Origin of the sequence: Cupriavidus sp. H19C3 (genome assembly GCF_049393815.1) — a bacterium.
In the GTDB taxonomy this organism is placed as follows: Bacteria; Pseudomonadota; Gammaproteobacteria; order Burkholderiales; family Burkholderiaceae; genus Cupriavidus.
Map to the genome: position 1 here is coordinate 1,953,596 of NZ_CP184985.1, position 24,481 is coordinate 1,978,076.

26 protein-coding genes and 1 tRNA gene are annotated in these 24,481 nt (G+C 66.2%); 21 read left to right on the forward strand and 6 right to left on the reverse strand.

Annotation, left to right across the window (positions count from 1 at the left end):
* Positions 1-120: 120 nt before the first annotated feature.
* The 8 genes from DFLDMN_RS09100 to DFLDMN_RS09135 all read left to right on the forward strand — a co-directional run bounded on the left by DFLDMN_RS09100 (position 121) and on the right by DFLDMN_RS09135 (position 6,705).
* Positions 121-486: a hypothetical protein gene (locus DFLDMN_RS09100; protein ID WP_423198140.1), complete on the forward strand. Its 366-nt coding sequence runs from the start codon at positions 121-123 to the stop codon at positions 484-486.
* Complete coding sequence (locus DFLDMN_RS09105) at positions 483-1,406, forward strand: PilW family protein (RefSeq protein ID WP_423198141.1); 924 nt, start codon at positions 483-485, stop codon at positions 1,404-1,406. Before DFLDMN_RS09100 ends, DFLDMN_RS09105 begins: the two co-directional genes overlap by 4 nt.
* Positions 1,400-1,963, forward strand: a complete 564-nt coding sequence (locus tag DFLDMN_RS09110; protein WP_423198142.1) for a pilus assembly PilX family protein — start codon at positions 1,400-1,402, stop codon at positions 1,961-1,963. The genes DFLDMN_RS09105 and DFLDMN_RS09110 overlap by 7 nt, the downstream gene beginning before the upstream one ends.
* Positions 1,960-3,834, forward strand: coding sequence for a pilus assembly protein PilY (locus tag DFLDMN_RS09115; protein WP_423198143.1), 1,875 nt, complete (start codon positions 1,960-1,962; stop codon positions 3,832-3,834). Before DFLDMN_RS09110 ends, DFLDMN_RS09115 begins: the two co-directional genes overlap by 4 nt.
* Complete coding sequence (locus tag DFLDMN_RS09120) at positions 3,831-4,283, forward strand: type IV pilin protein (RefSeq protein ID WP_423198144.1); 453 nt, start codon at positions 3,831-3,833, stop codon at positions 4,281-4,283. Before DFLDMN_RS09115 ends, DFLDMN_RS09120 begins: the two co-directional genes overlap by 4 nt.
* Positions 4,284-4,323: 40 nt before the next feature.
* On the forward strand, positions 4,324-4,851 hold the full coding sequence (locus DFLDMN_RS09125) for a pilus assembly FimT family protein (protein WP_423198145.1): 528 nt from the start codon (positions 4,324-4,326) through the stop codon (positions 4,849-4,851).
* Between the two features lie 84 nt (positions 4,852-4,935).
* Positions 4,936-6,057: a bifunctional diaminohydroxyphosphoribosylaminopyrimidine deaminase/5-amino-6-(5-phosphoribosylamino)uracil reductase RibD gene (ribD, locus tag DFLDMN_RS09130; RefSeq protein ID WP_423198146.1), complete on the forward strand. Its 1,122-nt coding sequence runs from the start codon at positions 4,936-4,938 to the stop codon at positions 6,055-6,057.
* A 21-nt stretch (positions 6,058-6,078) separates the two neighbouring features.
* Positions 6,079-6,705 (forward strand): riboflavin synthase, encoded by a 627-nt coding sequence (locus DFLDMN_RS09135; RefSeq protein ID WP_423198147.1) that lies wholly within the window; start codon positions 6,079-6,081, stop codon positions 6,703-6,705.
* 61 nt (positions 6,706-6,766) lie between these two features.
* Here DFLDMN_RS09135 and DFLDMN_RS09140 read toward each other — a convergent pair whose 3' ends face one another.
* Positions 6,767-7,504: an ABC transporter substrate-binding protein gene (locus DFLDMN_RS09140; protein ID WP_423198148.1), complete on the reverse strand. Its 738-nt coding sequence runs from the start codon at positions 7,502-7,504 to the stop codon at positions 6,767-6,769.
* A gap of 30 nt (positions 7,505-7,534) precedes the next feature.
* Complete coding sequence (locus tag DFLDMN_RS09145) at positions 7,535-7,663, reverse strand: hypothetical protein (RefSeq protein WP_423198149.1); 129 nt, start codon at positions 7,661-7,663, stop codon at positions 7,535-7,537.
* A gap of 396 nt (positions 7,664-8,059) precedes the next feature.
* Between DFLDMN_RS09145 and ribBA the strand changes: the two genes are divergently transcribed.
* The 4 genes from ribBA (at position 8,060) to DFLDMN_RS09165 (ending at position 11,425) form a co-directional block, all read left to right on the forward strand.
* Positions 8,060-9,175, forward strand: a complete 1,116-nt coding sequence (gene ribBA / locus DFLDMN_RS09150; RefSeq protein WP_423198150.1) for a bifunctional 3,4-dihydroxy-2-butanone-4-phosphate synthase/GTP cyclohydrolase II — start codon at positions 8,060-8,062, stop codon at positions 9,173-9,175.
* 63 nt (positions 9,176-9,238) lie between these two features.
* Positions 9,239-9,745, forward strand: coding sequence for a 6,7-dimethyl-8-ribityllumazine synthase (ribH, locus tag DFLDMN_RS09155; RefSeq protein WP_423198151.1), 507 nt, complete (start codon positions 9,239-9,241; stop codon positions 9,743-9,745).
* Complete coding sequence (gene nusB, locus DFLDMN_RS09160; RefSeq protein WP_423198362.1) at positions 9,738-10,232, forward strand: transcription antitermination factor NusB; 495 nt, start codon at positions 9,738-9,740, stop codon at positions 10,230-10,232. The genes ribH and nusB overlap by 8 nt, the downstream gene beginning before the upstream one ends.
* 11 nt (positions 10,233-10,243) lie before the next feature.
* Complete coding sequence (locus DFLDMN_RS09165; RefSeq protein WP_423198152.1) at positions 10,244-11,425, forward strand: pyridoxal phosphate-dependent aminotransferase; 1,182 nt, start codon at positions 10,244-10,246, stop codon at positions 11,423-11,425.
* Positions 11,426-11,580: 155 nt separating this feature from the next.
* On the opposite strand, the gene DFLDMN_RS09170 is transcribed toward DFLDMN_RS09165, so the two are convergent.
* A complete protein-coding gene (locus tag DFLDMN_RS09170; RefSeq protein ID WP_423198153.1) occupies positions 11,581-12,630 on the reverse strand; it encodes a transglycosylase SLT domain-containing protein in 1,050 nt (349 codons plus the stop codon).
* A 616-nt stretch (positions 12,631-13,246) separates the two neighbouring features.
* On the opposite strand from DFLDMN_RS09170, the gene ubiD reads away from it, so the two are divergent.
* From ubiD to trmB, 6 genes are all read left to right on the forward strand, one after another.
* A complete protein-coding gene (ubiD, locus tag DFLDMN_RS09175; RefSeq protein ID WP_423198154.1) occupies positions 13,247-14,764 on the forward strand; it encodes a 4-hydroxy-3-polyprenylbenzoate decarboxylase in 1,518 nt (505 codons plus the stop codon).
* 68 nt (positions 14,765-14,832) lie between these two features.
* Positions 14,833-16,932, forward strand: coding sequence for an acetoacetate--CoA ligase (locus tag DFLDMN_RS09180; protein WP_423198155.1), 2,100 nt, complete (start codon positions 14,833-14,835; stop codon positions 16,930-16,932).
* Positions 16,933-16,962: 30 nt separating this feature from the next.
* Positions 16,963-17,859: an aldose epimerase gene (locus DFLDMN_RS09185; protein WP_423198156.1), complete on the forward strand. Its 897-nt coding sequence runs from the start codon at positions 16,963-16,965 to the stop codon at positions 17,857-17,859.
* A 127-nt stretch (positions 17,860-17,986) separates the two neighbouring features.
* A complete protein-coding gene (locus DFLDMN_RS09190) occupies positions 17,987-19,369 on the forward strand; it encodes an O-antigen polymerase (RefSeq protein ID WP_423198157.1) in 1,383 nt (460 codons plus the stop codon).
* A gap of 60 nt (positions 19,370-19,429) precedes the next feature.
* A tRNA-Gly gene (locus tag DFLDMN_RS09195) sits at positions 19,430-19,504 on the forward strand.
* A gap of 78 nt (positions 19,505-19,582) precedes the next feature.
* On the forward strand, positions 19,583-20,350 hold the full coding sequence (trmB, locus tag DFLDMN_RS09200) for a tRNA (guanosine(46)-N7)-methyltransferase TrmB (RefSeq protein ID WP_423198158.1): 768 nt from the start codon (positions 19,583-19,585) through the stop codon (positions 20,348-20,350).
* 67 nt (positions 20,351-20,417) lie between these two features.
* Here the strand turns inward: trmB and DFLDMN_RS09205 are convergent, their stop codons facing one another.
* The 3 genes from DFLDMN_RS09205 to DFLDMN_RS09215 all read right to left on the reverse strand — a co-directional run bounded on the left by DFLDMN_RS09205 (position 20,418) and on the right by DFLDMN_RS09215 (position 22,261).
* The gene (locus DFLDMN_RS09205; protein WP_423198159.1) at positions 20,418-21,299 is read right to left on the reverse strand and encodes an undecaprenyl-diphosphate phosphatase; all 882 of its coding nucleotides are present in this window, start codon (positions 21,297-21,299) and stop codon (positions 20,418-20,420) included.
* An 82-nt stretch (positions 21,300-21,381) separates the two neighbouring features.
* Positions 21,382-21,951, reverse strand: a complete 570-nt coding sequence (locus tag DFLDMN_RS09210) for a DUF1439 domain-containing protein (protein ID WP_423198160.1) — start codon at positions 21,949-21,951, stop codon at positions 21,382-21,384.
* A gap of 13 nt (positions 21,952-21,964) precedes the next feature.
* Positions 21,965-22,261: a YkgJ family cysteine cluster protein gene (locus tag DFLDMN_RS09215; protein ID WP_423198161.1), complete on the reverse strand. Its 297-nt coding sequence runs from the start codon at positions 22,259-22,261 to the stop codon at positions 21,965-21,967.
* A 136-nt stretch (positions 22,262-22,397) separates the two neighbouring features.
* Between DFLDMN_RS09215 and DFLDMN_RS09220 the strand changes: the two genes are divergently transcribed.
* The 3 genes from DFLDMN_RS09220 to DFLDMN_RS09230 all read left to right on the forward strand — a co-directional run bounded on the left by DFLDMN_RS09220 (position 22,398) and on the right by DFLDMN_RS09230 (position 24,311).
* Positions 22,398-23,195, forward strand: a complete 798-nt coding sequence (locus tag DFLDMN_RS09220; protein WP_423198162.1) for a TetR/AcrR family transcriptional regulator — start codon at positions 22,398-22,400, stop codon at positions 23,193-23,195.
* Between the two features lie 127 nt (positions 23,196-23,322).
* Positions 23,323-23,976 (forward strand): protein-L-isoaspartate O-methyltransferase family protein, encoded by a 654-nt coding sequence (locus tag DFLDMN_RS09225; protein WP_423198363.1) that lies wholly within the window; start codon positions 23,323-23,325, stop codon positions 23,974-23,976.
* A gap of 11 nt (positions 23,977-23,987) precedes the next feature.
* Positions 23,988-24,311 (forward strand): rhodanese-like domain-containing protein, encoded by a 324-nt coding sequence (locus DFLDMN_RS09230; RefSeq protein WP_423198163.1) that lies wholly within the window; start codon positions 23,988-23,990, stop codon positions 24,309-24,311.
* Positions 24,312-24,481 lie beyond the last annotated feature (170 nt).

Below are 24,481 nucleotides of genomic sequence, written 5' to 3' on the forward strand. Positions count from 1 at the left end.
CGACCGGGCGCATCCGGACCAGACCCGTGCTGTCCGAGCCCGCCTTGTCTGGCGTTGCGCTGTCCGGGTCGCCAGCGGTCGCGCGGGCACGATGTACACGGATTCTTCCTGGCGGAAGCGTTGCTGTGTCTTGCGCTCGCCGGTATCGCCGCGCTGCCGCTGGCGACACTCGGTGCGCGCGGGCTGCGCGCGGCCGCGGCACAGCAGGCACTGGCCGCCGCCGCGCGTAGCGCCGCGGATCTGGCCGAATCGCTGCCGCTCGGTATCCCGCCCGCGGCGCCCGCGTCCTCCGCGTCGACTATCGCACGGCAGTGCGCAGCGCTTGCCGGAACGCCGCCGGCATCGATGACGTGCGTGCCAGGACATCGGCTGGTAGTGGCGCGGGCCGAGTCCACCGATCTGGCGCCAACGGGGGCACCATGGGGTGACGCTCAGGCTCCGGCGCAATGGGTCGCACTATGGGTCGCACTATGGGTCGCGCCATGATGCCCGCCCCGTGGTCCTGCCCCACTGCCCATGGCTTCTCGCTGGCCAGCATGCTGGTCGGTCTGTCGCTCGGCCTGATCGCCAGCCTGGCCGGCTTTGCGATTTTCCGCGTGGCCAGCGGTGCATACGGCGATATCGTCGACAACGTCATGCTCGAGGAACGCGGTCATCGCGCACTGGCGATCCTGTCCTACGCGGTGCGTCATGCCGGCTGGGCACCGCCCGCCGAGCGACCCACGGACGGGTCTGCCGCACCCTTGATCGGCTATGACGACTGCGCTCGCCCGGCCACCGACGATTCCGCTTGCCAACGTGCGGGCTATCAGGGCAGCGATGCATTGCGCATCCGCATGATCGGCAGCAGCCGCGCCGACGAACCCGCCGTAGCGGATGGCACCATGACCGATTGCGGCGGCTTTGCCTTGCCGATGCGCGCCCGGGACGCTACCGAGCGCACCACGACGGCGATCAACCTGTTCTATATCGGCCGCGCCACGGATGGCATGCCACAACTGATGTGCCGGTATCCAAGGCGCCAGGGCGGACGCATGGATGCGTTCCAATACACCGGTGGCGCGCTGGTGCGCGGCGTGGAAACGATGCAGTTGCGGTATGGCGTGGATGACGACGGGGACGGTCTGGTCGAAGCCTTCGTACGCGCCGATGCGTTGCATGCGCGCGGGGCGCACGCATGGCACCACGTACGCGCGGTGCAGATCGCCATCGTGATGCGTGGGGAGCGCAGGTTCTGGCTGCGCACGCTTGACGATGTACCGTTGGCGCTGCTGCATCCCACGCATGGCGATCCGGCGCCCGACGACGTCTTTGCGCCGCAGACGGATCCGGAGCGTCGGCGGCGCGTGTTCACCGCTACCGTCCGGCTGCGCAACCCTTCCGGATGTGGGGAGGGGCGATGCTGATCCTGCCGCGGATACGCCATCAATGCGGCATGGGCGTGCTGCCGTTCGTGTCGGCCCTGCTGATCATGACCAGCGCGGCCTGCATGGCGGCGCTGCACGCATTGGCCGCGGGGCATGTCATGGTGGCCGCGCATGTGGAGCACCAACTCGCGTTCCGCGCGGCCGAAGTGGCCCTGCTCGATGCGGAGGCCGATATCCTTGCGGCGCTTGCGCCCGACAGCATGCGGCTGGCGCACTGGCCCGCCGCGGACACCTGTGGAGATCAAGCGGAGTCGGGCTGGTGTCGCCATGTCCCCAACGGGACACCACCGTGGCACCGATGGCGCGAAGGTGAGAGCGCGGCATCGCCGTTGGGCGTGACGTTCGGCACGCGCTCCGGCGCACGGATGCCGCAGTTGCCAGCAGGCGTGATCGGGGCGACGACGCCACCGCGCTATCTGTTGGAGATCCTGTCCGAAGGGGCGGCCGGTACGCTACCGCGCTTTCGCGTCACGGCATTGGGAATTGGCCGCGACCCCGCGATACGGGTGCTGCTGCAAACGGAGTTCCAGCCATGAGCTGGCGCCGCCTGGCCTGCGCGTGGTACCTCGGCATGGGTCTGTTCGGCCCCACCGCGCTCGCCGCAACGTTGCCGACCGGCTACCGCATCGATGCCGCCGGCTATCCATGGACCGGCAGGCTGCATGCGATCACCTTCCACATGGCCCCGCTGACGAGTCCCGTCCAATCCGTGCTGTCGATGTGGGAAGCCGGCCGTCTACTCGATCGACGCGATACGGCTTCGCGTCGTCTCTATCTGGGTGGCGCTGCGCTCGGCGCGTTGCACTGGCATGCCATCGATGCGGCCGCGCGCGATACGCTCGCGGTCGAAGGGAACGGACCCCAACGCCTCGCCTGGCTGCGCGGCCGGCTGGGCGACGCCGGCATGCGGCCCCGCGATACGCGGCTCGGCAGCGCATCCGGGGCCCGCGTGCTCGTCATTCCGCCGCCGACATGGCAGCCGCTACAGCCCGGCCACGATCGCTTCCGGCAAGCCCATGCGCGCCGGCCGCACACGGTGTGGCTCGCCACGCGGGACGGCTTTGTGCACGGCTTCGAGAGCGCAACGGGGCAAGAACTCATGGCGTTTCTGCCACGCGCCTTGCTCGCGCGCGCTGGCGACTTCAGCGTGCACAGGCCTCAGGGTAGTGGCCAGATGCCGGACCTGCCGTGTGCCCGGCCCGATACGATCGACGCCGACGTTGGCGGTCGATGGCGGACGTTGCTGCTCTGCGCGATACCGGCGACCGGCATGGAAGCCGCTGCCATCGACGGCGACGCTGATGCAAGCGGCGCGACTGGGAGGACTGGGAGGACTGGGAGGACTGGGAGGACTGGGAGGACTGGGCAGACTGGGCAGACTGGGCAGACTGGGGCAAGCGGGGCAAGCGGAGCGAGGGGTGCCGGCGGTGCAAGCGGTGCGGCAACGCTGTTTGCCCTCGACGTCTCCGACCCCACCGGCGACATACCGCTGCCGTGGCACTGGGAAGTATCCGGCCATGCCGCACTGCCGCTGACTGGCACCGGCCCGCTACGCGTCGCCGCTGTGTTCGAGGCCGGCGTCCGCCGATGGTATGCCGTGGCGATCGTTGCCGACGCCTTGCACACCGGCATGGTGCTGCTACCGCTCGGCCGGCCGCCGTCGGCCGACGTGCAATCCTGGCACTTGCCGCCGCGCGGCTGCGGCAACACCCCCACACGCGGACGTCTGCTTGCGGCCACCGTGCACGCCGATGCGCGCGGCATTGCCGCCGCGATCTATGCCACCGATACACAGGGGCAACTGTGGCGGTTCGCCATCGATGCCAGGACCGCGCCGGTCTGCGTGCATCGACTGCGCGGTCCGGCGTCGCGCCGCGCGGAGGCGCCCGTCATCGTGCCGGGCATCGGCGGCCCGTTGGTGGCTATCGCCGGCGGCAGCGAGGTCGCCGCGATCAGCCCGGCGGGCGCGCCCCCCACATCGATCCGTCCGCAACGGCAAGGCGATGGCGTCCTCCTGCCCGCGAACCGTCCATCCGCCTCGGGCTGGACGTTGACGCTGCCGAACGATGGCGAGCAGTTCGATCAATGGCTGCCGGCCGGCCCGGGCCATCTCGCCTTTACCTCCATCGCCGCGGATGGCCGCCAACGCAGCTACCTGCTCGATGCCCATCACGGTAGCGCCGCGGCGGTCACTGGCTTGCCAACACCGTCGTCCGACCCGCCCATCGTCACGGTCACCCCGATCGTCACCGATGCCCCGACCCTGCCCGGGACGCAACGCCGCGACGTCGACGCGATCGCGCTCTGGACCGTGGCAGACGGCATCGCGCGGCTTCAACAGCAGGCCCGCCATGTGCGCCGCCGCGGCCGTCTTTCGTGGCGGCAACTCACCCATACGCCGATATGAACCTCCTCGCCCCCCGCTTGCATGGTTTCAGCCTTGCAGAGCTTGCCACCGCACTGGCGGTCATCGCGCTGCTGGCCGCGGTTGCGCTGCCGGCATGGCATGAGCACCGCGTGCGCGCGTGGCGCATTGCGGCACGCGCGGAACTCACGGCGGCGATGTTGGCCCTGGAGCGTCATGCGTTGACCCATGCCACCTACGCCAGCACCGCCGGCGGGCACACGCCCGCCGGCCAGTGGCCCCGCGCGGTCCCTCGGCCGCCGGCCGCGCCACGCCACTGGCTGACGGCCACCAGTTGCGGACAGGTGGATCTTGCCCGCTGCGTGGAACTGCGTGCCACGCCGGTATCGGCGGACGCGCGCTGCGGCGCGCTGGTGCTGCGAAGCAATGGCGAGTGGCTCGCGATACTACCGTCCGCGGATATCACCGTGCGATTGCCTCATGGATGCTGACTCCCCTCGCGCGCCCTCGGCGCAAGCTCGCGGATCGACGATGGCAATCGCCCGCGCCACCGCCTTGGGCATGACCATCGTCGAGCTGCTCGTCACGCTCGCCGTCATGATGGTGCTGGCAAGCCTGGCGTACCCGTCCTTGCAAGCCATGCGCGCGGAACAGACCGTTGCGCAGGTGGCGGACCGGCTCGCGTTGTCGCTCGCCATGGGCCGCAGCGCGGCGGCGGCACGGACCCGCGGCACGATAATGCGGCCGCTTGACGGCACGGCGTCGTTCGACACCGGCTGGCAAGTCGAGGCGGCCGACCGGCCCGGGGCGCCGCTGGCGGTGGTCGCACTGGACCAGCGTTGTTTGCAGATTGCACTGCGCGGTACCCGCGTCGCCCGGCCTGGCGAGGGCGGGCCCCACATCCGCTGGACGGGTGTGGGATACTCACGCTCTGAGCACGGCGGCTTATTCTCCGCGACGTTCGTGGTGCGCTGCCGCGGCGCGCAGCGCCAGGTCAGGCTCGGCGCGCAGGGCCGGATCCGCGTTTGCCGGCCTGGCAGCGGGCGCGGCTGTGACTGACCGAAGCCGCCCCCAGCGCCCGCTCTTTCGCTGATTTTCCCGGGCTTCGCCCGGCATTGCCTTAGGCAACCATCGCCAGACAGTATGTTTTCCGATTCAGACCACGCCGCCATGCAACAGGCGCTCGCGCTTGCATCGCGCGGCATGTTCACAACCACCCCCAACCCGCGCGTCGGCTGCGTGCTGGTTCGCGATGGCGAGGTGATTGGACAGGGGTTCACCCAGCCCGCCGGGCAGGATCACGCCGAAATCCAGGCCATGAAGGATGCCGTGGCCCGGGGTTTCGACCCGCGCGGTACCACCGCATACGTCACGCTGGAGCCTTGCAGTCACTTTGGGCGCACCCCGCCGTGCGCCGATGCGCTGGTGCGGGCGGGTATCGCGCGCGTGGTGGCGGCCATGGAAGATCCCAACCCCGCCGTCTCCGGACGCGGCCTGCAACGGTTGCGCGATGCCGGTATCGATGTGCGTTGCGGACTGCTGGAGAAGGAGGCGCGCGATCTCAATATCGGCTTTGTCTCGCGCATGACGCGCGGCACACCGTGGGTGCGCGTGAAGGTGGCCGCGTCCATCGACGGCGGTACGGCACTGCATGACGGCACCAGCCAGTGGATCACCGGCCAGGCGGCGCGTGACGATGGGCATGCGTGGCGCGCGCGGGCCTGCGCCATCCTGACCGGCATCGGCACGGTACGCGACGACAATCCCGCACTGACCGTGCGCGCGATTGCCACGCCGCGCCAGCCGCAGCGCGTGCTGGTGGATTCGCGTCTGGAAGTCCCGCTCGATGCGCGCGTACTCGCGCGCGACAGCGGTGACTTCGCCAGGCCGGTCCTGATCTTCTGCGCGGTAGACAATGCGCCGCGCCGCAAGGCACTCGAGGCGCGCGGCGCCGAAGTGGTGGTACTGCCCAATCCGCATGGCAAGGTGGAATTGCGGCAGATGCTGGCCGCGCTGGGCCAGCGGGGCATCAACGAACTCCATGTGGAAGCGGGCTTCAAGCTCAATGGCTCGCTGATTCGCGAAGGCTGCGCGGACGAACTGCTGGTCTACCTGGCGCCCAAGCTGCTGGGCGATGCGCAGGGTATGTTCAACCTGCCGCCGCTGGCCCGGCTCGACGACGCGCCGGCCTTCCACTGGCACGATGTGCGCCAGATCGGCGACGACTTGCGGCTGATCGCACGACGCCAGCCCAATCCATCCTGACAACCCGTTCACGAGAGCACCATGTTCACAGGTATTGTCGCGGCAGTCGGCCGCATCGAATCCGTATCTCCGCTCGGCGGCAGCCAGGCTGGCGTGCGCCTGCGCATTGCCGCCGGCGCGCTCGACCTTTCCGATGTGGTGCTGGGGGACAGCATCGCCATCCAGGGCGCCTGCATGACGGTTGTCGCCATGGAGCCGGGCCAATTCGACGTCGACGTCTCGCGCGAATCGCTCGACAAGACCGTCGGTCTCGACCGGCCCGGCCGCGTCAATCTGGAAAAAGCGCTACGCCTCGCCGATCGCCTTGGCGGGCATCTGGTTTCCGGTCACGTCGATGGACTCGGCGAAGTGGTGCATTTCGCCCCCGTCGGCGAATCGCACGAACTGCGTATCCGCGCGCCGCGCGAGCTCGGCAAGTACCTGGCTTACAAGGGCTCGGTGGTCGTCAACGGGGTCTCGCTGACCGTCAATCGCGTTACCGACGAGGCCGATGGCTGCGTCTTTTCGATCAACCTGATTCCGCACACGATCGAGGTCACCACGCTGCAGGACCTGAAAGCCGGCGCGCGCGTCAACCTCGAAATCGACCTGATCGCGCGCTACGTCGAGCGCATGATGTCGGCGGCCGCGGCAGGCACGGCCCACTGAGCGCACGACCGCGCCTGGGGCAGCCGCTACCCCGGCGCCAAGCCGTACCCGGCGCCGAAACTCAGGACTGCGCCGGCGCCACGGATGCACCTTCGATGCCGTGACGTTTGAGCGCGGCGGCCACGAAGCCGCTGGCCTTCATGTCTTCCACAAAGCGGCGCAGCACTTCCACGGCGGCAGCGCTGCGCGCCTTTGGCAGCCCCATGGCCTGCTGGATGACCATAAAACGGCCCGGCAGCAGCCGCAGGCCCGGTACGCGCTTCGCGTCCGCCTCGAGCTGCTGGCGCACGCCGGCGGCCACATCGAGGTTCTGCGCCAGGAACGTATCCACCACAGCCGGCGAGGTCGGCGCACGGACGATCTCGGCCTGCTTGAGTTCGCGCGTCAGGAACAGGTCATAGGCACTGCCCTTGCCGACCGTCACGCGTCGGCCTGGCTGGTCCACCTCGGCGTTGTCCCGCAGCGGCGATGCCTCGCGCACCAGGTAAGCGCCCTCGATCAGCACATAGGGCGCCGTGAAGGAAATCCCCGCGCCGCGCACAGGATCCACCGCGAAGAAGCCGAAGTCGGCCTGCTCGTTGGTCACCGCATCCACCGACTTGCCGGCCGCGTCGAAAACGACCAGCTGCACGTCGACGCCAACCCGGCGCGCAAATTCACGCGCGAGGTCGATCGAGACACCGAACGGCTGGCCGTCCGCGCCAAGATTGGCCAGGATCGGGTTGCCGACGTTGATGGACGCGCGCAGCACGCCCGTGGGTGCCAGCTCGGCGACGAGCTGGGAATCGATGGCGGTCATGGGTTCGACACTCCTGTCTGGTGGACGCGCTCACGCCTGCGGTGTCGCGCCCGTAAGATCGAATAGGGTCACCGGCGTCAGGCTCCCGGAGAACCAGGTGGCAATGGCAGCGGCCTGCTTGCCGATGTACTCCGGTTGGCCCTGCTTGTCCAGCCGCATGCCGGGGTCATGCCCGGTGCCAGCACGGTGCCGGGCACCTGGCTGCGTTATGGCCGGCCGCGGCTCAAGCCCACAGCCTTGCCGCATGATCTTGCGGCCCCGGGCATGCGATATGACTGTACGGCGAGATGGGACCGAAATGGTTGCTGCCGCGCACCGGCGCCATGCCACTGGCGGCCACGCGCCAGGACGCCACCGCCGCCACGGCGCTCGGAGCATAAGGCCGGGGCCGGCCTGGCCGGCGGCGGCGCTCGCCGTTGCGCATCCGGTTGCCCGTGCCCGTTGCGTCCGGAAGCGGGCCATTGGCGTACAATACCGGCCTTGATTTCCCGGCACGTGCCGTGCCTCACCCCTCCTATCGGCATCCGCCATTTGACTCCCGACGTCGCCCCAACCATGACAATCGCCCGCACCGAAGACATCATTGCCGACATCCGCGCCGGCCGCATGGTCATTCTCGTCGACGAGGAGGACCGCGAGAACGAGGGCGATCTGGTACTGGCGGCCGATTTCGTCACGCCGGAAGCCATCAATTTCATGGCGAAGTTCGGCCGCGGGCTGATCTGCCTGACCCTGACCGCCGAGCGCTGCCGCCAGCTCGACCTGCATCCGATGGTGTCGCGCAACGGGACCGCACATGGCACCAATTTCACGGTGTCGATCGAGGCCGCGGAGGGCGTGACCACAGGCATTTCGGCGGCCGACCGCGCGCGTACCGTACAGGCGGCCGTGGCGCGCGACGCCAAGCCGGCCGACCTCGTGCAGCCGGGCCATATCTTCCCGCTCACGGCCCAGCCCGGCGGCGTGCTGATCCGCGCCGGCCATACCGAGGCCGGGTGCGACCTGGGCGCACTGGCCGGCCTGACGCCCGCCGCCGTGATCTGCGAAATCATGAAGGACGACGGCACCATGGCGCGCCTGCCCGACCTGATCGAATTCGCGCGCGAGCACAACCTCAAGATCGGCACCATTGCCGACCTGATCCACTATCGCAGCCGTACCGAAAGCATCATCGAACGCATGGGCGAACGCGCCATGCAGACGCCGTACGGCACCTTCCACAGCGTGGCCTACCGCGACAAGGCAAGCGGCCGCGCGCACCTGGCGCTGGTCAAGGGCGAGCCGCGCCGCGATCGCGAGACCCTGGTGCGCGTGCACGAACCGCTGTCGGTGCTGGATGTGCTGGAGGTTTCGCGCACCACGCACTCGTGGAGCGTGCCTGCCGCGCTCGAGGTGCTCGGTGCCGCCGAGGCCGGCGTGCTGGCCCTGCTCAACTGTGGCGACACCCCGGAGCAGCTGTTTGCCCAGTTCAGCGCGCTCGACGCCCCGCAGGACCGTCCGCGCCGCAAGCCCGACCTGCGCACGTACGGCGTGGGTGCGCAGATCCTGCGCGATCTCGGCGTGGGCAAGATGCGCGTACTCGGCTCGCCGCAGAAAATGCCGAGCATGACGGGCTACGATCTTGAAGTCACCGGCTGCCAGCCGATGGACGGCGAACCTTCCTGCGACTGAATACCGGCGGCCGGCGCCACGGGGCGACTACCGGCCGTCATCCCGACAACTGGAGAACTGACAATGGATCACGGCTTCTACCCCAGCAACCTCGACGGTGAAGGCCTGCGCATCGGCATCGTGCAGGCGCGCTTCAACGAGCCGGTCTGCGACGAACTGCGCGAAGCCTGTGTGGCCGAGCTGGAAAAACTCGGCGTGGAAGGCGAGGACACGCTCGTGGTAACCGTCCCGGGCGCCCTGGAAATTCCGCTGGCACTGCAGAAGATGGCCGAGAGCGGCCAGTTCGACGCGCTGGTCGCGCTGGGCGCCGTGGTGCGCGGCGAGACCTACCACTTCGAGCTCGTCTCGAACGAATCCGGCGCCGGCATTACGCGCATTGGCCTCGATTTCAACCTGCCGGTCGCCAACGGCGTGCTGACCGTCGATACCGACGCCCAGGCTCACGCCCGCACCCGCGAGAAGGGCCGCGACTGCGCCCGGGCCGCGGTGGAGATGGCCAACCTGGTCGCCGCGCTGGACTCGCTGCGCGACCACGATCGGGACGAAGACGACGAGGAAGATGATGAGTGACGCGCGCGACACCGGCGACCAGGGCGGCAAGGCTGCCCGCAGCGAACCCAAGGCGCCGCCCAAAAGCGCGCGCCGCCGTTCGCGCGAACTGGCGCTGCAGGGGCTCTACCAGTGGCTGCTGAACCGCAACGATATCGGCGCCATCGAGGCCCACCTGCATGACGCGCAGGGCTTCAACAAGGCCGACCGCGATCATTTCGACGCGCTGCTCAATGGCGCCGTGCGCGAGGAGGCGCGCCTGACCGCTGCGTTCCAACCGTTTCTGGACCGTACCGTCGAGGAACTGTCGCCAGTCGAGCGCGCCGCCCTGCTGGTCGGCAGCTACGAGCTGGTGCACTGCCTCGACATCCCGTACAAGGTCGTAATCAACGAGGCGGTGGAACTGACCAAGACGTTTGGCGGCGTGGAAGGCTACAAGTACGTCAACGGCGTGCTCGACAAGCTGGCCGCGCAGGTGCGCGCGCCCGAAGTCGCCGCCCGACGCTAAGCGCCGCTGCAATGGATGCCCGGCACATCGCCACCGCCGCGCGGCTGGCCCATATTGAACCGTTCCACGTGATGGAACTGGCCAAGCAGGCCGCCGAACTCGAGCGCAGCGGGCGCCATGTGATCCACATGGGCATCGGCGAGCCCGATTTCACCGCCGCGGCGCCGGTCATCCATGCCGCCGAGGCAGCCATGCGCCGCGGCGTGACGCAATACACCGGCGCGCTTGGCATCCATGCCCTGCGCGAGGCGATTGCCGGGTATTACAAGACGACCTATGGCATCGACGTGCCCGCGCGGCGCGTGATCGTCACCGCCGGTGCTTCGGGCGCATTGCTGCTGGCGTGTGCCGTGCTCGTCGATATCGGCACGGAAGTGCTGATGCCCGATCCGAGCTACCCGTGCAACCGGCACTTCGTGGCGGCATTCGATGGGCAGGCGCGCATGATCGCGAGCGGGCCCGCCGAGCGCTTTCAGCTGACCGCCGCCCAGGTGGCCGCCAACTGGGGGCCGGACACACGCGGCGTGCTGCTGGCGTCGCCGTCAAACCCGACCGGCACCTCGATCCTGCCCGACGAGCTTGCACGTATCCTGGCGGAAGTGCGCGCGCGGGACGGCTTTGCGATCGTCGACGAGATCTACCAGGGCCTGTCGTATGACGCGCCGCCGGTGTCGGCGCTCTCGCTGGACGAGAACGTCGTGACGGTCAACAGCTTTTCCAAGTACTTCAATATGACCGGCTGGCGGCTCGGCTGGCTGGTCGTGCCCGATTCACTGGTGCCGGCGTTCGAGAAGGTGGCGCAGAACCTGTTTATCTGCGCCTCTGCCGTGGCCCAGCACGCCGCCCTCGCCTGCTTCACGCCGGAGGCGCTGGCGATCTACGACGCCCGCAAGGCCGAGTTCCACCGCCGCCGCGACGCGATCGTGCCGGCACTGGAAGCGCTCGGGCTGCGCGTGCCGGTCAAACCCGACGGCGCCTTCTATGTCTATGCCGACTGCCGCCATATCAATCACCCGTACGCCGGCGATGCCGATCGGCTGACCCAGGCGATCCTGCACGATGCGGGCGTGGTGATGGTGCCAGGCACGGACTTCGGCCCGCATACGGCGCGCGACTACCTGCGGATTTCCTACGCGACCGCGATGGAGAATATCGAAGAGGCGATGCAGCGGCTGCATCATTTCCTGCGATAGCGCCCACCGGCACGCGCCGGGGGCGTACGCCCAAACAAAAAAGCACCCGAGGGTGCTTTTTTGTTGGCGACGATCGTGCCACGATCGCGCCACGATTGGGACAAGATGGCGTGCCGACCAGGCGCTGCCAGCATGGCCAGCGCAGGCTGACCAGATCAGGCCGCCTGTGCGGTCCCGCCAGCGGCTTCCAGCTTTTCGCCACCGGCCTGACGTTCGGCCTGGGTCTTGTTGCTGCCGGCTGGCCTGCTGTCGTTCGGCAAGCCCAGCAGCGCACGCAGACGTGCGCGCTCGGCCAGCACCTTGGCGCCATAACCGCCATCGGTACTGGTAGTCGAGCCGACGTAGAAACGCAGGCCGCCTTCGATCGAGCCGGCGCGGGCGATGCAGTCCTTGAGCACCAGCGCGCCAATCTTGATATTGGCGTACGGATTCAGCGCCTCGGCGACACCACCGACCGCTTCGTACTTGTCCTGGTGCACCTTGGTCATGACCTGCATCAGGCCCTGCGCCCCCACGCCGCTCTCGGCATACGGGTTGAAGCTGGATTCGATCGCGATCACGCCGAGGATCAGCAGCGGATCGATACCGACCTCGCGGCCGGTCAGGTAAGCCGCCTTCACCAGCTGCGCGGTCGCCTGCGAGGCAACGCGATACTTGCGGGCAATATAGTCGGCCACGGTCGCCTGCTCACGCGCGGTACCCAGCGCGGCCGAGCTACGGGCGTCCAGCGTCACACGCTGGGCCGGGATCTGCGCGGCCAGATGGGCCACGGATGGCACCTTGCCTGCAGCAGCGACACTCCATTCGTCCACGCCGGACACCGTCGGCAAGCCGGTGGCACCGCTCAAACGCGCGGCCGCCACATCGGCCGATACCGCCGGCACGCCATGGTTGGCGTGGGCAGTCGACACGGGCATGGCGGCGCCGATCAGCACGGCCGGCGCTTCCTTGCCGGCGAGAGCACCCGCCAGCGAGGTGCGCCATTGCTGGCTCACGGTCAGCGAAACCGCTGCCGCGACGGACAACACGCCAAGACTGTTCAGCGCGTACTTCAAGGTTGTGCGGCCGCCTCGCAAGGCGCGGCTCGCAACCGGGTGAGCCAACCGCAACTGCAGCGGTCCGTTCACGCCAGGTACCGGACGTCTGAGGCGGACCTGCAACGCCCGCCCAACGCCGGGAAGATGAAGGGTTTTCCAACCGCTCATACTTACCTCCATCCGCTGTCCGCTGCGCGCGCCAGAAACACCGCGCGTGCCCGATCTCAACGTATTCAAGTAAGGATGCCGCGCCATCTAGCAGGTGATGGCCAGCATCTGTTGGCAGGCGCTCCCCATGCGCCCAACGAGAAACAGGGTACGCTCTTGGGGGAGCGCACCCTGCCACTAAGTACTCTTACCGGTCCGGCTACGCCGGGGGTCTGCGGAGGGACGTCGCGCAATAACTTTTTCTGCAGCACCCTGCTGTTACCCTATTGACAGCGGGAAAAAAGCCATGTTGCAACGCAACACCTCACAAAGTAGACCGGATTGTAGGAACCCTTTTATATCCCGTCAAGAATAAGAAATTTACAAATAACTACTTTCAGCTATATGTAACAGGCGTTTTGATGACTCGCAGGGATCACCCTGTGGCACTCAATGGCAGGGCTGGCCTAGGCTCCCGGCCCATGCAGACCGACTTGCGACCGGCGGAGAAATTACAATCTGTCGATGCAGATTGACACATTTTTTTTGCGCCGTTGAGCCGAAATGCGTATCTTTATCCACTTGGATACCGTGCTCGCGGCGCCACCCGGTTACCGCACCATCTGGACGAATCACTATGCAATACAAAGACTTGCGCGATTTCATCGCGCAACTGGAAACGCTGGGCGAATTGAAACGCGTGGCCACTCCTGTCTCGCCAAATCTGGAGATGACCGAGATCTGCGACCGCGTACTGCGCGCGGGCGGTCCCGCCATACTGTTTACGCAACCGCGCAAGGCGGAGACGCCTGACGCTATCTATAGCGTGCCGGTGCTGGCCAATCTGTTCGGCACGACACGCAGGGTGGCGCTGGGTATGGGCGCGGACTCCATCGACGACCTGCGCGATATTGGACGGGTACTGTCGGTGCTGAAGGAACCGGAACCGCCGCGTGGGCTGCGCGAGGCGGGCAAGCTGTTCACGCTGGCCAAGTCGGTATGGGACATGGCCCCCAGGCGTGTGAGCGGGCCGGCGTGCCAGGAGGTGGTCTGGGAAGGCAACGATGTGGACCTCGCCCGGCTGCCGATCCAGACCTGCTGGCCGGGCGACGTGGCGCCGCTGATCACATGGGGCCTGGTGGTAACGCGCGGTCCGAACAAGAAGCGCCAGAACCTCGGCATCTACCGCCAGCAGGTGATCGGTCGCAACCAGGTGATCATGCGCTGGCTCGCCCATCGCGGCGGCGCGCTCGATTTCCGCGAACATGCGCAACGCCATCCCGGCCAGCCGTTCCCGATCGCGGTGGCGCTCGGCGCCGATCCGGCGACCATTCTCGGCGCAGTGACGCCGGTGCCTGATACGCTGTCGGAGTACCAGTTCGCCGGCCTGCTGCGCGGCAGCCGCACCGCCCTCGCCTCGTGCATCACGCCGGGATTGTCCGAGCTCAATGTGCCGGCCTCGGCCGAGATCGTGCTGGAAGGCCATATCCAGCCGGACCCGAACCACCCCAGCGGCTACGAGCATGCGCTGGAGGGACCGTACGGCGACCACACCGGCTATTACAACGAGCAGGACTGGTTTCCCGTCTTCACGATCGACCGCATCACCATGCGTCGCGATCCCATCTATCACTCCACCTATACCGGCAAGCCGCCCGACGAGCCGGCCATGCTCGGCGTGGCGCTGAATGAAGTGTTCGTGCCGCTGCTGCAGAAGCAGTTTCCCGAGATCACGGACTTCTATCTACCGCCCGAGGGCTGCAGCTACCGGATGGCCGTGGTGCGCATGAAGAAGCAGTACGCCGGCCACGCCAAGCGCGTGATGTTCGGAGTATGGAGTTTTCTGCGCCAGTTCATGTACACCAAGTTCATCGTGGTGGTGGATGACGACATCGACGCGCGTGACTGGAAGGAGGTGATCTGGGCGATCACCACGCGCGTGGACCCGACGCGCGATACGGTCATGGTGGACAACACACCGATCGATTACCTCGATTTCGCCTCGCCGGTATCGGGCCTGGGTTCCAAGATGGGCATCGACGCCACCGACAAGTGGCCCGGCGAAACGACGCGCGAGTGGGGCACGCCGATCGTCATGGATGCCGCGGTCAAGGCGCGCGTCGATACCCTCTGGGAAACCCTGTTCGATCGATAGCCCCCTGGCCGGTATCATGGCCGGAAAGTCGCCGAGACGACACCCGGCCATCCCGACCAGGAGGAGACATGACGCTTGCGCTAGAGGAAGGCGCGCTGCTGTGGACGCCATCGCCCGCGTTCGCCGACGGTAGCGAGCTCACCCGTTTCATGCGGTGGTTGCGCGCCACGCGCGGCCTGGATTTTGCCGACTACGACAGTCTGTGGCGCTGGTCGGTCGACGATATCGAAGCGTTCTGGGAGGCCATCCGCATCTATTTCGACGTGCGCTTCGATACCCCGGCCGACGCGGTCCTTGCGCAGCGGACCATGCCTGGCGCGCGCTGGTTTCCCGGCGCCACGCTCAATTATGTGCAGCAGGTGTTTCGCCACGCCGGGACTGGACCGGCCCGCCAGCGCGCGGCGATCCGTTACGCCGGCGAGGGGCAGCCGCTCGCCGACCTGAGCTGGGACGCACTTGAAGCCCAGGTTGCCTCGCTGGCCCACGCGCTGCGCGCGATGGGCGTCGGCGTGGGCGACCGCGTGGCCGCCTACCTGCCCAATGTGCCCGCCACCGTGGTAGCGTTCCTGGCCACCGCCAGTATCGGCGCCGTCTGGTCCGTATGCGCGCCCGACATGGGCCAGGTCGCCGTGATCGACCGTTTCCGCCAGATCGAGCCCAAGGTACTGATTGCCGTGGACGGTTATCGCTACGGTGGCAAAACGCACGACCGTGGCCAGGTGGTGGCACAACTGGCGGCGGACTTGCCGAGCCTCACGGATGTGGTGCTCGTGCCCCGCCCGGATGCGTCTGCCGCGCCAGCTGGCTTGCGCGCGGCGGTGCCGACCGCCGGGGTTGCCGCGGCCGGCGTTGCCACCGCCGGCAAGCCGGCGCGTGCGCCCTTGCACTGGCACGACTGGTCCGAAGTGCTCGCGCACGACGTGCCGCTCGCCATGACCGCCGTGCCCTTCGATCATCCGCTCTGGGTCGTCTATTCATCCGGCACCACCGGCATGCCAAAACCGATCGTCCACGGTCACGGCGGCATCGTGCTCGAGCAGCTCAAGCTGATGGCGCTCCATGCCAACCTGGGCGCCGACGATGTCTATCACTGGTACAGCAGCAGCGGCTGGATCATGTGGAATGCCCAGGTGGCAGGCCTGCTGCTCGGCACCACCATCGCGCTCTACGACGGCAACCCGGCCTACCCCGACGCCGGCGTGCTGTGGCGCTTTGTCGACGCGGCGCGCGTGACCATGTTCGGCGCAGGCGCCGCCTTCTTCACCAACTGCATGAAGGCCGGCATCATTCCGCGCGAGATGGCCGATCTGTCGCGCCTGCGCGGCCTGGGCTCGACCGGCTCGCCACTGCCCGCGGAAGCGTATGCCTGGATCTACCAGGCCGTGCGGGACGATATCTGGATTGCGCCGATGTCCGGCGGCACCGATTTCGCCGGCTCGTTCGTCGCCGGCTGCCCGTTGCTGCCGGTGCATGCGGGCGAAATGCAATGCCGCTGCCTGGGCGCGCGCGTGGAGGCGTTCGACGAACAGGGCCAGCCCGTGCTCGACCAGGTGGGCGAACTCGTGTGCAGCATGCCGATGCCGTCGATGCCGCTGTTCCTGTGGGGCGACGCGGACGGCAAGCGCTACCGCGACAGCTACTTCGACATGTGGCCACAGGTCTGGCGCCACGGCGACTGGATCAAGATTACTTCGCGCGGCAGCGCCATCATCTATGGCCGCTCGGACGCCACCATCAATCGCCATGGGATTCGCATGGGGACCAGTGAACTCTATCGCGTGGTCGAAGAGTTGCCCGAGGTGCTCGACAGCATGGTGGTGGACCTCGAGTATCTGGGCCGCGAGTCGTATATGCCGTTGTTCGTGGTGCTGCGCGAAGGCGTGGCACTCGACGACGCCTTGCGCGTCGCCCTGTGCGCGCGCATCCGCTCAGCCTTGTCGTCGCGCCATGTGCCGAACGAGATCGTGCAGGTACCCGCCGTGCCGCGTACCCTGTCGGGCAAGAAAATGGAGGTGCCCATCAAGAAACTGCTGCTCGGCCATGCACGCGACAAGATCGCCAATCGCGATGCGATGGCCAATCCGGACAGCCTCGACTGGTACTTTGCGTATGCCGACCGGTTTGCCAATCGTTTTACCGAGCGCAATTCCGCCGCGCGAATGGGGTAGCCTTCCCACTTTCACCGCGGAGATCCCACCATGACGATGGCAATGACGGAACGCTTTCAGGGACAGGACCTGCTGCGGGTCGGCACCGGCGACAGCTTTATGCTGCTCGCCCCGGAACACGGCGGCCGCCTCGTGCGCTGGGTCCACCGCGGAGATGACATCCTTTACTGGCCCGAGAACGCCGACTGGACGCGCGTCTCCAAGGTCCGCGGGGGCAACCCGCTGCTGTTCCCCTTTATCGGCCGGCATTTTGTCGATGGGGAAGCGGCCAAATGGCGCGACGCGGAGAGCGTCGTCCGCGACATGCCCCAGCACGGGTTCGCGCGGGATCTGCCGTTCGCGGTCTTGGACGCGTCCGATCAGGCGGTGAGACTGACCTTGGCGGGATCGAAGGCCACGCACGCGTGGTATCCGTTCGCGTGGGTGTTCGAGGCTGGCTATCGGCTCCTGCCCGACGGACTGGAGGCCACCCTGACAGTCCGTAATGCCGGCAACACGCCAGTGCCTCACTACGCGGGCCATCACTTCTACTTCGCCCTGGCGCACGCACAGCGCAACCGCTCGAGCCTGGTCATACCCGCCGCCGTCCGTGTCCGGCAGCGCACAGACGGGACGCTGACAGACGGAGAACCCGGCGAAGCCTTATACCGCGTGGACGATCCGCGATTGCAGGATACCTTCCATGTGCTCGACCACATGGGAACGATCCGGCTGGAAATGCCTTCGCGTACGATTGCCATCGAGACCGGCACTGCCGGCGGGACCCCGTGGCATGCTGTCGCCACGTGGACCGAGCACGACGACGCGGACTTCTACTGCGTCGAGCCGTGGCTCGGGTTGCCGAATGCGATCCACGATCACCAGGGGCTCCGCTGGGTCGCGCCCCACGCGCAAATGTCGGCAACGTGCCGGCTGCGCATCGTGTAGGGGCCTTCGCGGCGATGGCGTTCGGGTCTCGCAGACATATTTGGTTGCACTTCCCAGACCGTAATCTCGGCGTTTTTCGGTCGATGGCTTAACATAGCGGATTAGCCAAGGGAACAAATCGCTCGCGATGGGATTAATCGTAGTTGGCACCTTCCTTCTTGCAGCCATTCTGCTGCTTGCGACATCCAGATTCTTCGAGGACCCGAAAGCCTTCCTGTTATCCCCCGTCATCGTCTTTGCCGTCGCATGGGGCGCCAGTGCGCTGATCTACGGCAGTGGACAGGATTTCATCCGGGACGACACGGCCTATTCGTTACTCGGCTTTTACCTTGCATTCGTCATACCCGGCGCGTGGATGATGTACGCGCGTTCGTGGGAGACGATCGGCCGGCCGCCGGTCGTCATCGAGCCACACGTCGCGCGAAGACTCGTGGTAATCCTGCTGACGATGCAGGCGCTCGCGGCGGTGTCGGCCGTCACTTACCTGCTGAGCGCGATGAACTATGCGGACATGCCGTTCGACAGCGTGCCCCCGATGTCGGCGCTGCGCGGCGTCCTGGCCACGCAGAAGTATGAAGTGCCGCTGCCATTCCGATTGCTGAGCCAGTTCCGATACGGCAACTACTTCGCGCCGATTGCGATGATGGTGCTGTTCCGCGATGGACACATCCGCAAATGGGCTGTGATCGCGTCGATTACGCTCGCCTGCCTCTACCCGCTTTGCTTCCTGGAGCGTTCCGGGCTCATGCGCGTCCTCATCCTCGCATTGTTTGCCTACCTGTTCGTTTTCGAGATCCGTGTGGCCAAGCTGCTGCGCCTTGGCGCATTGCTCGCCGTACTTGTGACGGCGTTCGTGGTCCTGGTGCCAATCCTCCGGGGACAGGGCGACGAAGGTGGGGGCAATCTTTATAACTACGTGGCGGGCGCGTGGTCAGGTTTCGACAACTTCGTGTCCGGCTCCGGGTCAGGACAGGTTGTGGTGCTGGAAAACCAGGACATCTTCGTCCGGCCTGGTGGCTACGATTTCGTGCATTCCGACTCGCCCGCGCTCGTCAGCATCATGACGGAAGCCTACCGCTTGTGCAATGCCGTCAACATCTGCCAGCAGAAACTCGCGAACTTTGGCGAATATGTCTACGACCCCATCTATACGAATATCTATACGGCAGCGCGATCGTTCTACCAGGATCTTGGCTTTCTCGGGATGATTCCCGCGGTGGCCTTCGTCTCGATGATCTTCCATTTTCTGTACCTGAGCACGATGCGCAACGCGAGCGTGGCCGCCACGTATACTGCTGCCTATATTGCCTTCACGTGCGTGATGTCCGTGTTGTCTGACACGTTCCTGCTGCGCGACATGGTCTTTCCGCTGATCATCATCTACGCACTGGCGAAGATCTGCGGCGGCTGGCAGCTCTGGTTCGGCAACAGGCGAGCCAGCCACGGCAGGCTGGCGATCACAAATCCGACCAGCGACGCGGGCCCGGGACCGATGGGCAATAATTCCTGACCCGGCGTGCCACGCCCAGGGTTGCACGCAGCGTAGAATCCCGCATACAATGGTGGGTTCGCGGGCGTCGTATAATGGCCATTACCTTAGCTTCCCAAGCTAAAGACGTGGGTTCGATTCCCATCGCCCGCTCCACTTCTTACTGAAACAAGCCGCTCAGGCAGCCCGTCTCTTCCCGCGACCGGCGACGTGCCGGGCGGCTTTTTTGTTGCCATGCTTCCCCAAGAGCCGATCGAATCGACCCCGGACGACCACGACGACGCGGCCGGTACTTCTTCTGCCGGCGCGCCGCCCGATAACGTAGCGCATCCGCGCCGCATTCGCTCGTTCGTCCGGCGTGCCGGACGTACCTCCATTGGGCAGCAGCGGGCCATCCATGAACTCGGGCCGCGTTTCCTCGTGCCGTATGCGCCCGCTCCGCTCGATATCGCCGCGACCTTCGGGCGCGTTGCGCCCACCATCCTCGAGATCGGGTGTGGCATGGGCGAGACCACCGCGCATATCGCGCAGTTGCGTCCGCAGGACGATTTCCTTGGCTGTGAGGTGCACGTACCCGGCGTCGGCGCCCTGCTCAAGCAGATTGGCGAGCGCGGCCTTGGCAACGTGCGCATCTTCCAGCATGACGCGGTCGAAGTCGTGGCACATATGCTCACCGAGCACTCGCTCGATGGCGTGCATATATTCTTTCCCGATCCGTGGCACAAGAAGCGCCACAACAAGCGCCGGCTCGTGCAGGCGCCGCTGGTCAGGCTGCTGGCGACCCGGCTGAAACCCGGTGGCTATATCCACTGCGCGACCGACTGGGAAGAGTATGCGCGCCAGATGGTGGAGGTGCTGCGCGGCGAGCCCGCCCTCGAGAACACGTCTGCCGCGGCCGATGGCTTCGCCAAGCGACCCGACTATCGGCCCGTGACCAAGTTCGAGCGCCGCGGCGTGCGGCTGGGCCATGGCGTGTGGGACGTGGTGTTCCGGAAAAAGTAATCCGGCATCGCCCCAAAATAGGCGCTGACAACGGTCAGCGCTCTTTCTTGTCTGTGATCCTGGCCGCTCAAGCGTGCCAGGACACGATGCCCGTATAGGCGGTCAGCAGCACAATGACCCCGAACGCGATCCGGTACCACGCGAATGGCTTGAAGTCGTGCGTCGCCACGAATCGCAGCAGCCAGCGCACGCACAGGAATGCCGACAGGAACGCGAACACAAAACCGATCGAAAAAATGCCGAGATCGTCGGCGGAAAGCACCGAGCGCGCCCTGTACAGTTCATAAACCGTCGCGCCGAAGATCACTGGAATCGCGAGGAAGAAAGAGAACTCGGTGGCCACCTGACGCGACAGGCCGAAGATCATGCCGCCGATGATCGTGGCGCCCGAGCGCGACGTCCCCGGCACGAGCGCGAAGCATTGCGCGATACCGACCTTGATCGCATCGCGCCAGTTCAGATCATCCACCGACTCGATGCGCGGCGCGCCGGCCTTGGCGGCCTCCAGCAGCGCATTCCCCTGCGGATGGGACACCGTGCCACGCCGTCCCTCGCGCCATTCCGCGCCTAGGATCACGAGGCCGCCGATGATAAAGGCCAGTGCCACCGTGATCGGGTTGAACAGATGGGCCTTGATCCATTTGCCGAACACGAGCGCGAGCACGATCGCGGGGATCGTGGCCACGATCACGTTGATCGCGAAACGCTGCGCGCGCCGCTCGGTCGCGAGCCCTGTCACGACGTTGATGATGCGCTGCCGGAACTCCCAGCAGACCGCGAGAATCGCGCCAAACTGGATCACGATCTCGAAGATCTTACCCTTCTCATCGTTGAAGTTCAGCAACTGTCCGGCGAGAATCAAATGGCCGGTACTGGAGATAGGTAGGAATTCGGTCAGTCCTTCGACGATGCCGAGGATCACGGCTTTCAGGGCGAGTGCGATGTCCATGCGTTACGGGTAATTGAGATGTTCTTGTTGTGAATTTTGTACAGCAGCGAGCAGACGGCAGACAACGGGTAACGCGTGAACCCTACGGCCGGTTGATCTTCACTTTGATACCATCCGGCAGCACCGTGATTGTACCGGGCTCCACCTGCATGCCCGCATAGCGCAACTGCTCGGGCTTGAACGTATAGAGCGGATAACCCTGCAGGAGTTGCTCCGCCAAGATGCCGCCGAGCGCGTTTAGCTGACGCGAATACTCGCCCGGCAGACCTTGCACGTCGAACTGCCTGACCTCGGGGTCCTGCAGCACGAGCGAATGCGACGCCGGATCGTAGCGCAGCGCGCTGTCGAGCGCGAAGCGGCCGTTGAGCGGCTGACGGAAGAACAACCGGTTATCGACCTTCGCATCGAACTGCACGTTCACGCGATTCCTCGCGGCATCGAGCACGAGCTGAGGATTGGTCAACTGGACGTCGAACAGCTCCATATAACGCTTGCTAAACGGAAACTTCCGTTCGAGCGCCGACTGAAGCTGCGACTGGGAGAAGGTATATTCGTTGCCGATTCCGGCGCAGGCGGCGAGCCAGCTAGCGGCCGCCACCGCGGTGGCGATGCCGGCAGCGGCAAGCCAGCGCCGGCGGGACGTTACGATCATCAGGAATGCTCCATCAGTGTGGGTCGGATGGACTGCGGTCCGGCGCGGTCAGGATTTCGAGCCACGTCAGCCATTGCAGCGCGGATTCCCGCGAATCCCCGCACATCTCCGCCGATGGCCGCAGGCCGCCGCAGAACGCGGGACGCTCGGGCTGTCCGAATACCGCGCAGCGAGAGTCGGGCAGCAGTTGCGCGCAGGGCACACCGGCCGGCTTGCCGTCGGGCATGCCAGGTAGCGGCGACGCGATGGACGGCGCGATACAGCAGGCGCCGCAGCCATCGCGGCAGGACAGTTGAGACTGGCAACCCATGACAAGGGGTTCAGCGGGGGCGGACGAAGGCGTTATTGTGCCTGAGTGCGTGTACTGCACCCGGCCGCTGCTTGACCGTCCCGGACCGCTGGCCTACATTACTGACCCATAAGTTATTTAATAGCAAGATTCAGCCGTGCCTGCACGTTCTCCCTGCCGGAATTCGAGCCCCCCCTCGAACGAATCGACAATCGACACCCGCCGCTGGACGCGGCGCAAAGCGGCGCGGCCTCAGGAACTCGTGGCCGCGGCACTGGATCTGTTCGTCGAGCGTGGTTTCGCCGCAACACGGCTCGAGGACGTGGCCGCCGCGGCCGGCGTGTCCAAGGGCACCGTCTACCTGTACTTCGCGAACAAGGAAGAGCTATTCAAGACCGTCGTGCGCGAGAACATGCTTCCCGCGCTCATGAAGGGCATCGACCTCGTGGACAGCTACGAGGGCTCCACGCCGGAGTTGCTGCGCGAGCTGCTGCTGGGCTGGTGGGGCCTGATCGGGGCCACGCCGGTGGCCGGGCTGACCAAGCTGATCATGGCCGAGTCCGGCAATTTCCCTGATATCGCGCAGTTCTATCAGAACGAAGTGATCGAACCCGGCGAGCGGCTGTTCGCGCGCGTGCTGGAGCGGGGTGCGGCGCGCGGCGAGTTCCGGGCGCTGCCGCCCAACCCCTGCACCACGCTGTTCTGCGCCCCGCTGGTATATCTGATGATCTGGCAGCGCGCGTTTAGCAACGTGTCGTGCGAGCCGATCAACCCGAATGCCTTCGTCGATCAGCTGTTACAGATACTGCTGTTCGGCGTAACGACGGGCGCCGCGCGCGATGCGCCGCTGCCGCCTGCCACGGGGCCGTTCATCTGGGAGCATATCCGCGACGAACTGCTGGCGGAGAAGCAAGTGTCTGTAACAGTCTCCCCGGCGGGCACGGATGCCACATGATCAATCTTTCGCAGGCCCGTGCCGCGCTGCGGCGGTAAAATGGCGGGCTTTCATGCTCTTTCCGGCCCATGACGCCGCTCGGCCGGGAAGCAGAATGGTAACAATGGTAGGCGCAAGGACACGCAAGATGGATCTCGAAAAAGCCCGTTTCAACATGATCGAACAGCAAATCCGCCCGTGGGACGTGCTGGACCAGGAAATCCTGGACCTGCTCGCCGTGGTCAAACGGGAGCAGTTCGTGCCCGCGGCCTACGCCGCGCTCGCATTCGTCGACATGGAGATTCCGCTGCCGGCGGGCCAGAACATGCTGCCCCCGCGCGTGGAAGCGCGCCTGTTGCAGGACCTGGCCGTACGCAAGCACGAGAACGTGCTCGAGATCGGTGCTGGGTCCGGCTACATGGCCGCTCTGCTTGCCAACCGCGCACGCCACGTGCTGAGCGTTGAAATTGAGCCCGAGTTGGTCGCAATGGCCCGAAAGAACCTGACAGCGGCCGGTGTCGGCAATGCCGAGGTGGTCGAAGGCAACGGCGCCGAAGGCTGGGCCGCTTCGGCCCCGTACGACGTGATCTGCATCTCGGCTTCGGTGCCGGAATTGCCGCAGTCGATCCTGTCGCAGGTGAAGGTCGGTGGCCGCATTGCCGCCATCGTCGGCGACGTGCCGGTGATGGAAGCTCGCATCATCACGCGCGTGTCGGAAACTGAATACCAGGTGGTCAACCTGTTCGAGACGGTCGTGAAGCCGCTCCAGGGCGCCGCCCAGACGTCGCGTTTCAAGTTCTGAGGAGCGTTCGCATGCAGGTGATCTCCGCAACCGAACTGGCGCAGTGGCTGGCCACGCCGGATCGCAAGAAGCCCGTGCTGCTCGACGTCCGCGAGGACCCCGAGGTGCGCATCGCCGCCATGCCCGGCATCACGCATATCCCCATGGGGCAGATTCCGGCCCGCATGGGCGAGCTCGACGATGAAACCGAAATCGTCTGCATCTGCCATCACGGTGCGCGCAGCATGCAGGTGGCGAGCTTCCTGGAGCGCCAGGGCTATGCGCACTTGTACAATCTGACCGGCGGCATCCACGCCTGGTCCACCGAGGTCGATCCCTCGGTGCCGCAGTATTGATCCAAACTTCTTCGCAGTAAGGGTTCGCTACCCGGGGGCGCGGATCCAGCAGTCCCTCGAGGCCCCGGCATGTCCGTGGCCTCATCTCCGCATCATCCGCCCGCTTCATCCGTCGTTACACCGCAGCACCCGATAATTGACCGCGCCCAGCGCGGCAAGCAGGAGAAGTC